This is a genomic window from Pseudomonas sp. MHK4 (assembly GCF_054600775.1).
This window is the reverse complement of record NZ_BAAIAK010000006.1, coordinates 249,352-262,130: the sequence shown is the minus strand read 5'-3', so window position 1 is coordinate 262,130 and position 12,779 is coordinate 249,352. Positions and strand designations below refer to the sequence as shown.

11 protein-coding genes are annotated in these 12,779 nt (G+C 57.2%); 6 read left to right on the top strand and 5 right to left on the bottom strand.

What is annotated here, in order from left to right:
• The first annotated feature begins 1 nt into the window (after position 1).
• On the top strand, positions 2–775 hold the full coding sequence (locus tag ACYP2Q_RS17680; RefSeq protein ID WP_459731683.1) for a GntR family transcriptional regulator: 774 nt from the start codon (positions 2–4) through the stop codon (positions 773–775).
• Between the two features lie 71 nt (positions 776–846).
• Here ACYP2Q_RS17680 and ACYP2Q_RS17675 read toward each other — a convergent pair whose 3' ends face one another.
• The 5 genes from ACYP2Q_RS17675 to ACYP2Q_RS17655 form a co-directional block, all read right to left on the bottom strand.
• Entirely contained in the window at positions 847–2,373 is a 1,527-nt protein-coding gene (locus ACYP2Q_RS17675) for a UxaA family hydrolase (protein ID WP_459731682.1), read from the bottom strand.
• Positions 2,370–3,737 (bottom strand): MFS transporter, encoded by a 1,368-nt coding sequence (locus ACYP2Q_RS17670; protein ID WP_448119021.1) that lies wholly within the window; start codon positions 3,735–3,737, stop codon positions 2,370–2,372. Before ACYP2Q_RS17670 ends, ACYP2Q_RS17675 begins: the two co-directional genes overlap by 4 nt.
• A 97-nt stretch (positions 3,738–3,834) precedes the next feature.
• Positions 3,835–4,761, bottom strand: coding sequence for a beta-keto acid cleavage family enzyme (locus ACYP2Q_RS17665; protein ID WP_448119020.1), 927 nt, complete (start codon positions 4,759–4,761; stop codon positions 3,835–3,837).
• A 50-nt stretch (positions 4,762–4,811) separates the two neighbouring features.
• Positions 4,812–5,774: a 3-hydroxyacyl-CoA dehydrogenase gene (locus ACYP2Q_RS17660; RefSeq protein ID WP_459731681.1), complete on the bottom strand. Its 963-nt coding sequence runs from the start codon at positions 5,772–5,774 to the stop codon at positions 4,812–4,814.
• Between the two features lie 208 nt (positions 5,775–5,982).
• Complete coding sequence (locus ACYP2Q_RS17655) at positions 5,983–6,771, bottom strand: SDR family oxidoreductase (RefSeq protein WP_459731680.1); 789 nt, start codon at positions 6,769–6,771, stop codon at positions 5,983–5,985.
• A gap of 304 nt (positions 6,772–7,075) precedes the next feature.
• Here ACYP2Q_RS17655 and ACYP2Q_RS17650 point away from each other — a divergent pair, with 304 nt between their 5' ends.
• From ACYP2Q_RS17650 to ACYP2Q_RS17630, 5 genes are all read left to right on the top strand, one after another.
• A complete protein-coding gene (locus ACYP2Q_RS17650; RefSeq protein WP_459731679.1) occupies positions 7,076–8,455 on the top strand; it encodes an ABC transporter substrate-binding protein in 1,380 nt (459 codons plus the stop codon).
• A 70-nt stretch (positions 8,456–8,525) separates the two neighbouring features.
• On the top strand, positions 8,526–9,401 hold the full coding sequence (locus ACYP2Q_RS17645) for a branched-chain amino acid ABC transporter permease (protein ID WP_459731677.1): 876 nt from the start codon (positions 8,526–8,528) through the stop codon (positions 9,399–9,401).
• Positions 9,402–9,412: 11 nt separating this feature from the next.
• On the top strand, positions 9,413–11,194 hold the full coding sequence (locus tag ACYP2Q_RS17640; RefSeq protein ID WP_459731676.1) for a branched-chain amino acid ABC transporter ATP-binding protein/permease: 1,782 nt from the start codon (positions 9,413–9,415) through the stop codon (positions 11,192–11,194).
• Positions 11,187–11,891 carry an ABC transporter ATP-binding protein gene (locus tag ACYP2Q_RS17635; protein ID WP_459731674.1) on the top strand — a complete coding sequence of 235 codons (705 nt, stop codon included), beginning with the start codon at positions 11,187–11,189 and terminating at the stop codon, positions 11,889–11,891. Before ACYP2Q_RS17640 ends, ACYP2Q_RS17635 begins: the two co-directional genes overlap by 8 nt.
• 58 nt (positions 11,892–11,949) lie before the next feature.
• Positions 11,950–12,720 carry an SDR family oxidoreductase gene (locus tag ACYP2Q_RS17630; protein WP_459731672.1) on the top strand — a complete coding sequence of 257 codons (771 nt, stop codon included), beginning with the start codon at positions 11,950–11,952 and terminating at the stop codon, positions 12,718–12,720.
• Positions 12,721–12,779 lie beyond the last annotated feature (59 nt).

Below are 12,779 nucleotides of genomic sequence, written 5' to 3'. Positions count from 1 at the left end.
TGTGATCACAGATGCCTTGTTCTATGCCGATCCGTTGAATCTGCTTATAATCCTTGCCATGAATATATCCACACTTGTAACGCCAATGATCCGCCAGACTCTTAGTGCGGACGTATATTCCCAGTTGCGTGATCTGCTCATCAGTGGACGCGTGATGCCAGGGGAGAAGCTTTCACTCAGGTCCATTGCGGATGCGCTGGGCGTTAGCGTGATGCCTGTTCGAGAAGCGGTTCACCGGCTTGTTGCTGAGCAGGCACTTGAAATGTCGGCAAATCGATATATTCGAGTTCCTTTGCTGACGGTCAGCCAGTTCCGTGAAATCACCAGTATTCGATTGAATCTGGAAGGACAAGCTGCGGCGCGTGCTGCGGAGCTGGTCAGCCCAGAGGCACTGCAGGAAATTGAGGCTATACACGACGCTTTCTGCAAAGAGTTTGCACAGAGCGCTCCCGATGAATCACGACTTATCGCACTGAATAAAGAGCTGCATTTCGCCATCTATAATCAGGCTGAAATGCCCATTCTGCTGCAGATCGTTGAGTCGCTGTGGTTAAGAATCGGGCCCATCCTCAATTTTGACCTGCGCTGCGGCAATGAACGCGTGGTTCAGCGAGTACAAGCCAGTCACCATGCCGCGATGGTTGATGCCTTGAAAAGGCGCGACCCCGTTGCGGCTTGTGAGTCGTTGCAGAACGACATCAAGAGTGCGGCAGAATTTATTGTGCATACCGGTGCACTGATCGTGGCGGATGTGATCAAGCCAGTCGAAAACTGATTGATTTAACGCCAGGATAAAAAACGAGGTGCTCTGCAAGACAGGGCACCTCGTTTTGTTTTGCTCGTCTCTTACATCTGGGCGCCGATCATCCAGGGCACGGTTTCTTCGTTGCCAACGCCCAGCACTTCGCTTTTGGATTTTTCTCCAGACGCGACTCGAATGAGCATGTCGAAGATTTCCTTGCCCTTGGTTTCAAGGGTGGCATCGCCATCCATGACGTCCCCGCAGTTGATATCCATGTCATCCTTCATCCGGGTGTACATCCTGGTGTTGGTCGCCAGCTTGATCGATGGGGCAGGTTTGGCGCCAAAGCACGAGCCACGTCCAGTGGTAAATGCGACCAGGTTCGCGCCGCTGGCGATTTGTCCTGTGGCGCCCATCGGGTCATAGCCAGGGGCATCCATGAACACCAGGCCTCGGGCCGTAATGGGCTCGGCGTAACGGTACACCCCCATGAGGGCGGAGGAGCCGCTTTTGGCAACAGCGCCTAGAGACTTTTCAAGAATGGTTGTCAGGCCGCCGGCTTTGTTGCCAGGCGTGGGATTGTTATCGATGCTGCCTTTTTCGCGGTCTGCGTAGCTTTCCCACCATTTGATAAGGTCGACGATACCCTGGCCAACCTCACGGGTTGCCGCGCGCCGAGTCAGGAGGTGTTCAGCGCCGTAAATCTCCGGCGTTTCGCTGAGTATGGCCGTGCCACCTTGCGCTATGAGCATATCGACAGCCACACCGAGTGCGGGGTTGGCCGTGATGCCTGAGTACCCGTCCGAACCGCCGCACTGGAGCGCCACGGTGAGGTGTCTGGCCGAGACCGGCTCGCGCCGGCACTCGTTGGCAACCGGCAGCATCGATTCCACGGCGGCAATGGCGGCATCCGCTGCATTGCGGGTTCCGCCAACGTCTTGGATGACCACGGGAGCGATAAGCTTGCCAGTCTCGATGCCCTGGGCCATGAACAGCGCGCCCATCTGATTGGCTTCACAGCCAAGGCCGATGACCACCACGCCAGCGAAGTTGGCGTGCTTGATGAACCCGCCAAGCGTGCGCCGCAGTTGGTTCACCCCCTCGCCATTGTGCTCAATGCAGCAACCGAAGCTGTGGGTGATCGGCACCACGCCGTCCACATTGGGATAAGCATCCAGCACACCGTTTCGCGAGAAGTGTTCAACCACGATTTTGGTCACTGTCGCGGAGCAGTTCACTGTGCTCACGACACCGATGTAGTTTCGAGTCGCAACCCGACCGTCCGCCCGGACGAATCCTTGAAACGTGACGGGAGCGGCGGCAGGGGAGGCGATTTTGGCGTCCTCGCCGAACGCGTAGTCCCGCTCGAACGTTGCCATCTCGAGATTGTGCGTGTGCACGTAATCGCCTGGTTCGATGGCTTGGGTGGCAAAGCCGATAATTTGCCCGTAACGCAGGACAGCTTCGCCTGCGTTCACATGCGCCAGGGCAAGCTTGTGCGCTGCGGGCACATCGGTGCGCACCACGATATTGCCGAATTCTCTGACCATCGTTCCTTGGGAGACAGGAGCGCGTGCGATTGCAACGTTGTCGTTGGGGTGGAGTTTAAGTACCAGGGAGGTGGTCTTCATTTGATCCTCGAATTTTCAGTCATGCACGGTGCGACGTGGGGCAATACGATGTTGTCCCGAGTTGTAGTGATTGTTTCCTGTGCTTGACGCAACCTCAGGCTGAGGAATGCGGCGAAGGTCAAGAGCGCTGCAACGATGATGAGACCGTTCTTGGTACTTCCTGTTGTCTGCTCTACGAAACCCAACAGGGAAGGGCCGAAGAAACCGCCGGTAATTCCGAAGGTATTGACTAACGCAAGTCCCGCCGCCATGCCGGCGCCTGCCAGCCTTGAACTGGCGAAGAGGAAGATCACCGGCTGGACAACAAAGAACATCGACGCTGTCAGCGTAAATCCAATCAGTGCGACCAAGGGCGGGGTATAAGCGGCGAGGGTCAAGCCGGCCGACATCAGGAGCAGGCCGCCAAACATGATCTTGCGGGATAACTTCGGCGTCGTTGCATATTTTGGAAGGAAGGCTGCGCCCAGTGCTGCCGCTATCCAGGGGATCGAATTCAACAGTCCTATTTGTACGGAGGTCAAACCTCCGTAAGTGCCAATGATGCCCGGCAAAAAGAAAATGACCGAATAGACACTGATCTGGTGGAGGAAGTAAACCGCGATGGCGAGCCACAACTGAGGGATTTTAAGAACCCCCTTGAAAGAATGGCCAACATTGCCGGACGCCATTTCTTCGTCGTGTTCTTTCTTCAGGTTTTGCTCTACCTCAGCGGCTTGTTCCCTGGACAGCCAACTTGCAGTCGATGGCCCGTCCGGAAGCTTGCGCCAGATGACGACGGAAAAGAGTACCGCTGGAATGCCTTCTATGAAGAAAAGCCATTGCCAGCCGTGCCACCCCAGGATTCCGTCCATCTGCAGCAACAGCCCGCCAACCGGGCCGCTGATGATGTTTGCCAGGCACACTCCGATGAGGAAATAGCCGCTGGCTCGTGCTCTTTGCTCCCGACCAAACCAATAGGTCAGGTAGAGCATTACGCCCGGAAATAATCCCGCTTCAGCGGCCCCCAGTAGTGCACGGGCGATGTAGAACGTCGTTTCGTCGGTGATGAAGGCCATGCCTGCGGACAATAATCCCCAGGTGATCATGATCCTGGTTATCCAGAGTCGGGCACCGACCCGGTGCATGATCAAGTTGCTGGGTACTTCCATGAGCGCATAGCTGAGGAAGAACAGCCCTGCTCCAAAACCATAGGCGGCAGCGGAAATACCCAGGTCGACTGCCATGTGAGTCTTGGCAAGTGAAATGTTGGTTCTGTCCAGAAAGCTGATGATGTAAGCAAAGACCAACATGGGCATCAACTTGCGAAACATCAAAGCGTTCAGCGACTGTCCCTTTTGTATTTTTGTATGGGTCGTAGCGGACATGGTTCGGATTCTCCTCATGAGGATAACGTTCCAGGACGCTGCTGTTGTGCAGCGTCCATGGTTATCCTCCAGATAAACTTCAGGGGGAGTGCGACGCTTAGAAATTGACGTTATCGCCACCTTTGAGCTTCAGGATTTTCCTGGCGTCTTCGGGTGTCGCCACTTCTAGTGAAAGGCCTTCAAGAATCCTGCGCATGCGCAAGACTTGATCGGCGTTGCTCTTGGCCAATTGGCCCGGGCCGTCCCAAAGCGAATCTTCGAGACCTACCCGGACGTGCCCGCCCAAGGTGGCCGATTGAGCGCCAATGCTCATCTGCTGCTTGCCTGCTGGAAGAACCGACCATTGATACTCATCCCCGAACAGTCGATCGGCTGTGCGCCTCATGTGCAGGACGTCCTCAGGGTGAGCGCCGATACCGCCCAGGATGCCGAACACCGACTGGATCAAGAAGGGTGGTTTGATGAGGCCGCGATCGATGAAATGTGCGGCCGTGTAGAGATGCCCGATGTCATAACATTCGATCTCGAATCGGGTGCCGTTTTCACTGCATGACTCCAGGATGTGGGCGATGTCGGTGAATGTGTTCTTGAAAATACGATCATGGCTGCCAGCGAGGTAAGGTTCCTCCCAGGCATGTTTGAACGTCTTGAACCGATTGAGCATTGGGTAAAGCCCCATGTTCATCGTGCCCATGTTCAGCGAGGCCACTTCCGGCTTGAATTGATGGGCCGGGCGCAGGCGATCCTCAAGTGACATAGTCGGCGCGCCCCCGGTGGTCAGGTTGATCACTACATCGCTGGCTTCCTTGATGGCAGGAAGAAACTGTTTGAACAGTTCAGGATCCTGGGAAGGGCTGCCATCAATCGGGTTACGAGCATGCAGGTGGACGATCGAGGCACCTGCCTCAGCGGCACCAATCGCCGCTTCGGCAATCTGGCCTGGCGTGACCGGCAGGTAAGGGGACATGGAAGGGGTGTGAATTGCGCCGGTAACGGCGCAAGTAATGATGACTTTACGAGCCATGGTGATCTCCTGGGTGCTTTTTTTTGGTGTTCAGGATGTAGTAGAGGGGGTCAAGAATTCGGGGCTTGTCGCTTATGGGCAGCGAGGGCCATCAGGCGTCGGTCACGCCACGCGGAACGCAATGCAATTCCCTCCAGCTCAAGCTTTTGGCGACGCTCGTCATGCACTCGGGCAACGGCTGATTCCGACCAGTCAAAAGCATTTTCAGAACCGATCGTCTCGCGGTTTTGTTGGCCATACCGCCTGGCATAGTCGGATACGCCGGCAGGGGCGTTGAGATCGATGGTTTCGAAGGGGCCCATGAAAGACCACCGAAGGGCCAGCCCGTCTTTGAGCACCCGATCAATGTCCTCGGCGCTGGCCAGGCCGTCCTCGTGCAATTTGAAGCATTCGTTCAGCACTGCGGCTTGAACTCGATTGAGCAGGAAGCCGTGTATCTCCCTCGAGAGGACGACAGGGCTCTGTCCGGCGGCGGAGTAGATCTCATGTGCGCGAACCATGACCTCGGAGTCTGTCCATGGCGCAGGGCACAGCTCTACCAGCGGAACCAGGTAAGGCGGGTTGGTCGGGTGAGCAACGACGCATCGCCCCCGGCCAGGGAGGTCCCGGGTGAACTCGGAGGCCGGCAGCCATGACGTCGAACTGGCAAGGATCGCGTCCTTGGGAGCCAGCGCATCCATTCGACTGAAGATGTCGATTTTTGCCTCGACCGTTTCCCGAACGTTTTCTTGCACGAGCACCACGTCCCGTAGCGCGTCTGCCAGATCGGGAACACAGGTAATGCGCTCAAGCACAGTAACGGGGGCGTCATTGAGGAGATCGAATTCTGCGAGCTCATTGAGCCTCTCTTCGATATAGGCATGGCTACTCTGCATCGTTTGCAGATCCATATCGTGCAGGCGCACCGGATGCCCTGCGCGAGCAAAAACGATCGCCCAGGCTCTGCCAATCAGGCCTGCGCCAACAATGGCAACGGGGCCATGCTCAGTCGCAGAGGTCGTTGTACTTCCCATGATGTTCTCCAGTTCTTGTATTTGTGTTCAGGAGTTGCGGGTCTGATTCGCGCACTTCACATCGTGTTTCGAGCGGGGGACCTGGCGGGTCGGCGCCGCTCAAATGCGCGCTCTGAAATTTATGCTATCTGGTGTGATCACAGATCACAAAGAAATTTTAGCGATCGTCTGACGGTTGGCTTTTTCGTAGATCCACGAGGAAACCTGATCAGAGATACTCGACATTGCCGTCGATGCTGATCGCCTGGCCTGTCACATTGCGGGCGGCGGGAGAGCAGAGAAACAGGGCCATGGCTGCCACGTCCTCGGGTGGCGTCATTCGGCGCAATGAGATTTTCTTCAGCGTTTGCTGGAGCATCTCCGGCTCGGAGACACCCAGTTGCCTGGCGCGATCACTGATGACGCGATCCTGGCGAGGGCCTTCGACGATTCCCGGCAGAAGTGCATTGACTCGAATGTCTTTTTCGCCCAACTCCGCTGCCAATGATTTCATCAGCCCGACAATGGCCCATTTGGTTGCCGCATAAGGCGTGCGCCAGGCATAACCCAGGCGCCCTGCGACGGATGAGAGGTGAATGATGTGAGCGTGTTGCGACTCCACCAGCAGGGGAACCGCGTTATGAGCGAAGCGGTACTGGGCATTGAGGTTGATGTCGATCGTCTGTTCCCACTCGGCCTCGCTGATGGTGTCAATGCCGCCGGTGGGTCCTGCGATACCGGCATTGTTTACCAGCACATCGAGGCCGTTCGCCCAGTCCTTTTGTATATCAAAGACTCGCTTGACTTGAGCCGTATCGCAAACATCGGCCTGCGTGGCCAGGGCTTGTGGGTAGCGCTCGCGAAACTGTGAGATGGCTCTCTCACTGACATCACACACATGCACTTTCGCCCCGGTTTCGAGATACGCAGCAGCAATGACTTCGCCAATTCCCGCCGCCCCTCCCGATATCAAGACTTTCAATCCGGAGTAGGGGGTAAGTCGTTTCACAACGTTCATAGCTAGTAGACCTGTCTTGTTTTTTTAAGGGACGTTTGCGCAGTCGACGCCTGGTGTGACCAGGAAGTCCTATACAGTGATATGTGATCACAGTTGTATTGTCAAGGCAGCACAAATGATCAAGGCGAGGGTTTGATCGCCCTCTAGGGGGAAGGGAACGGGGCCCTTTTTGCGGGGAAATGATGGCGCTGTTGAGCCGTGCCGATGTGCACAGGGTAGAGGCTCGATCACCCGTAAGGACGTGCCATCGACCTGTGCCAAAAATTCAAAGCTGGTGTGATTTTCTAGCTATATCAATCAAATCTTGCAGAGCCTTAATCTTCGCAACGGTGGTTTCGAACGCGCCAAGTGTTCTGGAATCGTCTGCAAGCCTGACGTGCAATGTGCTCTGCACGGATCATCAGTCGGGACAATAAAAAGAAAATCCAGCTATGGGTGGCCCAGTGCGCTGACGCCAGACCAGGAGATAACAATGAGTACAAACAACTGGGTTAAAACCGCCTGCGTCGTGCTTTCCCTGAGTGCTTCAATCGCCGCACACGCGGACATCAAGCTCGGTGCGCTCTATCCCCTCAGTGGTTCCCTGGCTCTGCTCGGTGATGAAAGCTATCGCGGGCTGGAAATTGCGGTTGCAGAACGCAACGCAGCGGGAGGCTTGAAAGGTGAGCAGATCAAATTGCTCAAGGCCGATGCGGTTGACGCAGGGCAAGCTGTAGGTGCCGCCCGTAAATTGACGTCTGTTGAAAATGTCACCGCCGTGTTCGGCAGCTACTCCTCGGCGCTATCGTTCGCGGCGACGCAGGTCACCGAAATCGCCGGCGTGCCGTTTTTCGAGCTCGGTGCGGTCTCCGACACCATCACCGAGCGTGACCTCAAATACGTAATGCGCAGCAATCCAACCGCAAGAAACTTCGCCGAGGGGACCATCACCGCGATTACTCAAATCGTGGCGCCGTCCCTCAAGATCGACCCCAGGCAACTCAAGATCGCCATCATCCATGAGGACGCGCTGTACGGCACGACCATCGCCGGGTTCCAGAAAAAACTCGCGCAAGAACAAGGGCTGAACGTGGTCGAGGTGCTTCCCTATTCGGCCAAAGCCGTGGACCTCTCGTCGCTCATTCTTCGCCTCAAAGGTGCCCAAGCGGACGTGGTATTGCAAACCAGCTACCAGAACGACACGACCCTGTTTTTCCGCCAGATCCGTGAGGCCGGTTTCAAGCCCAAGGCGGTGGTCGGTGCGGGCGGCGGCTATTCCATGCAGGACACCTTGGCGGTGGTGGGGGCCGACAACATGGAAGGCATCCTGGACGTGGATTTTCCTCAGTTTCAAACCAATGAAAAGGGCGCTCCAGGTATCGGCGCGTTCGCCAAAGCCTACAAGGAACGTTATGGCAGTGAGCCGCGTTCAGGTCACAGTCTGATCAATTATGTCGGTGCGAAAGTTTTCCTTGATGCCATGGAACAAAGCCAGTCGCTGGACGCCGATGCGATTCGTGCCTCCGTTGCCAGTGTGGACATTCCCGTCGGTGGAACAGCCGCAGGCATCGGCGCCAGGTTCGGTGACAACGGGCAAAACCTGCGAGCCGATACGGCAATCATGCAGTGGCAGGGCGGGGTGCTGAAAACCGTTTACCCCGAAGCAGCAGCAGTGACCAAAGCCCGTTTTTCCGATCAACCCTGAAGCCTGTAATCCGGTTGAAGCTCGTTAGTTGAGCTTCACGGATTCGTTCGCTCGCAGGAGGGCGAAAACCGTGGAAATTTTCATCCAGCTTCTTTTGAACGGCCTGTTGCTCGGTGGCACGCTGGCCATTATCAGCATAGGCCTGACGCTTATTTTCGGTATCGTCAGGGTGGTCAACTTCGCCCATGGCGAGTTCTTGATGATAGGCCTGTATGCGGTCTATTTGATGAACGCTCACTTCGGGATTCACCCCTATGTGGCGATCATTCCCACAACAATCCTTTTGTTTGCCGCTGGCGCCGCGATGCAGCGGTTCATCATCCAGCCTTTGCTCAGCGCCGAGGGGCATATCCAGATATTCGCGACAGTGGGTGTCTCGATCGCCTTGATGAATGGCGCGCTGTTGATCTTCGGCGCCGACGTCATGACGGTGCAGAACGTCAGCGTCGGCACCGGCACTGTCAGCCTGGGCGCCTTTCGCGCCAGCAGCGGCCAGTTGATCACCTTCGCGATGTCTCTGGTCCTGGTCGCCGGGTTGCACTGGTTCCTGCAAAACACCTTCCTGGGCCGAGCTGTCCGGGCCACCGCGCAACATCGTAATGCGGCGCAGTTGATGGGCGTCGACGTGAAGAAGATCTACATCTTCGCATTTGGTTTGGGCTGCGCCTGCCTGGGCGTTGCATCGGGCCTTATCGCGCCTCAATACCCGGTTTTCCCTACGGTGGGGACTTTCTTCGTTTTGACCGCATTCGTGATCGTTGTACTCGGTGGCCTCGGCAGTCTGTCCGGAGCGCTGGTGGGTTCGATGTTGATCGGAATCGTCGACAGCCTGGCGGGTTACTACATTGCTCCGGACCTGAAGGAAGTTGTCTATTTCTCGATCTTCCTCGGCATTCTGGTGTTCCGTCCAACGGGTCTTTTCGGCGCCGGTCGCGGGTCTGAATAAGGAAAATGCACATGAATATCCTGCATCCGCGTGTTTATGTCAGCGTATTGGTTTTGGCTTTGTTATTGGTCATTCCGCTAACGGTTGGCTCCCCCTTCGTTTATCACTTGTTCATCCTGATTTGCAGTTATGCGGCGCTCGCAAGTGCCTGGAACATTGTCGGAGGTTTTGCCGGTCAACTCTCGCTGGGGCATGCGGTGTTTTACGGAGTTGGGGCTTACACCAGCACGCTGCTGATGATCAAGTTGGGCGTGAGTCCCTGGATCGGGATGCTGGTGGGGGCGTGCCTGTCGTCAATAGTGGCCGTGTTGATCAGCTGGCCTTGCTTCAGGTTGCGCGGGCCGTTTTTCGCCCTGGCGACGATTGCGGTACTGGAAGTCGTGCGGTTGATGGCGATCAATCAACATGATGTGACCGGTGGTGCCGCAGGCTTGGGCGTACCGCTCAAGTTGGGTGTCGAATGGATGTTGTTCCGGCCACGCTGGCCCTATTTGCTGATCGCCTTTGGCTTCCTGCTCATTACCCTGGCGGTGTCCTGGAAGATCAAGAATTCGCGATTGGGTTATTACCTGATTGCAGTTCGCGAGCGTGAAGACGCCGCGCATGCGGTCGGCGTCAACTCGGTCAAGGTCAAGTTGATAGCGGTCGTCCTGTCGGCATTCCTCACCAGCCTGGTGGGCAGTTTCCATGCGATGTACCTGACCTTTATCGAACCCGGCTCAATGTTCTCGCTGGACATGTCGATTCAGATCGCCATGTTTGCGCTGATCGGCGGCCTGGGCACTGTCTCGGGTCCGTTGATCGGTACCTTGCTGGTATTGCCATTGGCAGAACTCGCGCGCGGCTGGCTTGGCGATATGGGCAGTGGTGTTCACGGCCTGGTCTACGGGATTGTGCTGGTCGTGGTGGTGCTGACGATTCCCCAGGGTCTGGTGGGGCGATTCGGGGCGCGAGTGTTCGGCTGGATCGACGCATTGCCCGGTGGACGTCGACCGGTTGTGCCGACTACCCGGGTTGTTGAATCCCAAGTGCCCGAACCGCAATCGGTCATGGGCGGCGAGCCGATTCTGGTGGCGGAAAACCTGCATAAGTTCTTTGGTGGGCTGCACGCGACCAACGATGTGTCGCTGAGCCTGGCCGAAGGCGAAATTGTCGGAGTGATCGGGCCCAACGGCGCGGGCAAGACCACGGTGTTCAATCAGCTCTCGGGTTTCCTGCTGCCCTCCAGGGGGCAGGTCAAGGTTCGCCTGCGCAATGGGCAATGGATTACTCCGGGTAGCCCGGCCGAGTTTGCCAAGGCCGGCATCGGGCGCACCTTTCAGATTGTCCAGCCCTTCGCTGACCTGAGTGTCTGCGAAAACATCATGCTCGGTGCGTTCATGCACACGGCGGATGCCAGGGAGGCGAGGGCGGTGGCAGAGCAAGTCGCTGAGTTGACCGAACTCACCAGTCTGCTGGACACCCGGGCGCGCAACCTGACCGTCGGCGGGATGAAGCGCCTGGAAATGGCACGTGCCCTGGCAACCCGTCCGCGGATCCTGTTGCTGGACGAAGTGATGGCCGGCCTCAACCCAACGGATGTGGCCAGGGCGATCGCCGTCATTCGCAGGGTCCGCGATTCAGGTGTCAGCGTCTTGATGATCGAACACCTGATGCAAGCGACCATGAGCCTGTCGGACCGCATCATCGTCATCAGCTCAGGGAGCCTGCTCATGCAAGGAGCGCCGAAGGATGTCATCAGCGATCCCCAGGTGATCGAAGCCTATCTCGGCAAGGAGTACAGCCATGCTTAAGCTCGACAATATCCATTGCGGATATGGCGGTACTGAAATTCTCCGCGGCGTTTCCTTCGAGGTTAACGCCGGTGAAGTGGTCACCATCGTCGGTGCGAATGGCGCGGGTAAAACCACGACCCTGCGCAGCCTGTGCGGCATCGTCACTCCCTCAAGGGGCACGATCGAATTCGAAGGGCAGCGCATCGACGGCAATCGTCCGGACCAGATTGTCGATGCTGGCCTGACGCTGATACCGGAAGGGCGTCAGTTGTTTCCGTTCATCAGCGTGCGCGACAACCTGTTGATGGGCGCCTACAAGCGCAGTGCCCGTGCGGGATACAAAAAACGTCTCGACGATGTCCTGGATCTCTTCCCCAGGGTTCGCGAGCGCCTGGATCAGAACGCCGGGACACTCTCGGGTGGCGAGCAGCAAATGGTCGCCATCGCCCGTGGCCTGATGGCCGAGCCCAAGCTGTTGATGTTCGACGAGCCCTCGCTGGGCTTGTCACCCCTGCTGGTCTCACAGGTTTTCGAGATCATCAACAAGATCCTGGAACTGGGCACGACGGTGTTGATCGTCGAGCAGAACATCGTCCATACCCTGCGCATCGCCCATCGAGGTTATGTGCTGGAAAACGGTGAAGTGGTGCTGAGCGGCACGGGGCAGGAGCTTCTCGATAACCCCCACGTCAAGCGCGCCTACCTGGGCCTCTGATGGGGACGGCCCGTAGCGGCACACTTGTCAAACCCACAACCAAAGACGAGAACAGACTATGACAAATTCCAGACACTCCGGGCGCGTCGTTTTGGTCACCGGGGCAGGCGGCGGCATTGGCGCTGCCATCGCCCAGTTGTATTGCCAGGAAGGCGCAGCGGTCGCCCTGGTCGATGCCGATGCAGCAAAGGTCGAGCAGCAGGCCGGGTTGCTGCGTGAGGCGGGCTATACGGTCGGCTGGGCAACAGCCGATGTGGCGGATTATCAAGTGTGCGCTGATGCCTGTGCCCGTTTGAGCAGTGAGCTGGGCCCCATCGATACCTTGATCAATAACGCCGGTATTTCGCCCAAGCACGACGGCGCTCCCGCGCCGATCTGGGCAATGACGCCAGAGGAATGGCAGCGGGTGGTCAATATCAACCTCAATGGCTCCTTCAACCTCGTCCGGGTTTTAACGCCTGGCATGGTGGAGCGCCGCTTCGGTCGCATCGTCAACATGTCTTCGGTGGCGGGCAGCGCATTCTTGCCGATTGTGGCGGCTCACTACAGCGCTACCAAGGCGGCCATCATCGGTTTTACCCGTCATCTGGCCGGTGAACTGGGCCCGTACGGCATCACCGCGAATGCGTTGGCGCCGGGGCGGATCGAAACCCCGTTGCTGAAAACGGTGTCGGCGCAGGCCAACCAGGCGGTTGTCGACGAGACGCCGTTGCGTCGTCTGGGAACACCGCTTGAAGTCGCCAGGGCGGCGTGTTTCCTCACCTCCAATGAAAGCGAATTTATCACGGGGCAAGTCGTCGATGTGGCGGGTGGATGGCTGATGCGCTAACAGTGCAAGGTCAAAAACAATGAGTTTCAGGCGGTAATCACTGATTTAGAGAACGTCGA

Bases quoted from the DNA above. Each gene is read 5' to 3' on its own strand.
- ACYP2Q_RS17675 (WP_459731682.1), bottom strand. From the start codon at position 2,373: ATGAAGACCACCTCCCTGGTACTTAAACTCCACCCCAACGACAACGTT.
- ACYP2Q_RS17670 (WP_448119021.1), bottom strand. From the start codon at position 3,737: ATGTCCGCTACGACCCATACAAAAATACAAAAGGGACAGTCGCTGAAC.
- ACYP2Q_RS17665 (WP_448119020.1), bottom strand. From the start codon at position 4,761: ATGGCTCGTAAAGTCATCATTACTTGCGCCGTTACCGGCGCAATTCAC.
- ACYP2Q_RS17660 (WP_459731681.1), bottom strand. From the start codon at position 5,774: ATGGGAAGTACAACGACCTCTGCGACTGAGCATGGCCCCGTTGCCATT.
- ACYP2Q_RS17655 (WP_459731680.1), bottom strand. From the start codon at position 6,771: ATGAACGTTGTGAAACGACTTACCCCCTACTCCGGATTGAAAGTCTTG.
- ACYP2Q_RS17640 (WP_459731676.1), top strand. From the start codon at position 9,413: ATGAATATCCTGCATCCGCGTGTTTATGTCAGCGTATTGGTTTTGGCT.
- ACYP2Q_RS17635 (WP_459731674.1), top strand. From the start codon at position 11,187: ATGCTTAAGCTCGACAATATCCATTGCGGATATGGCGGTACTGAAATT.
- ACYP2Q_RS17630 (WP_459731672.1), top strand. From the start codon at position 11,950: ATGACAAATTCCAGACACTCCGGGCGCGTCGTTTTGGTCACCGGGGCA.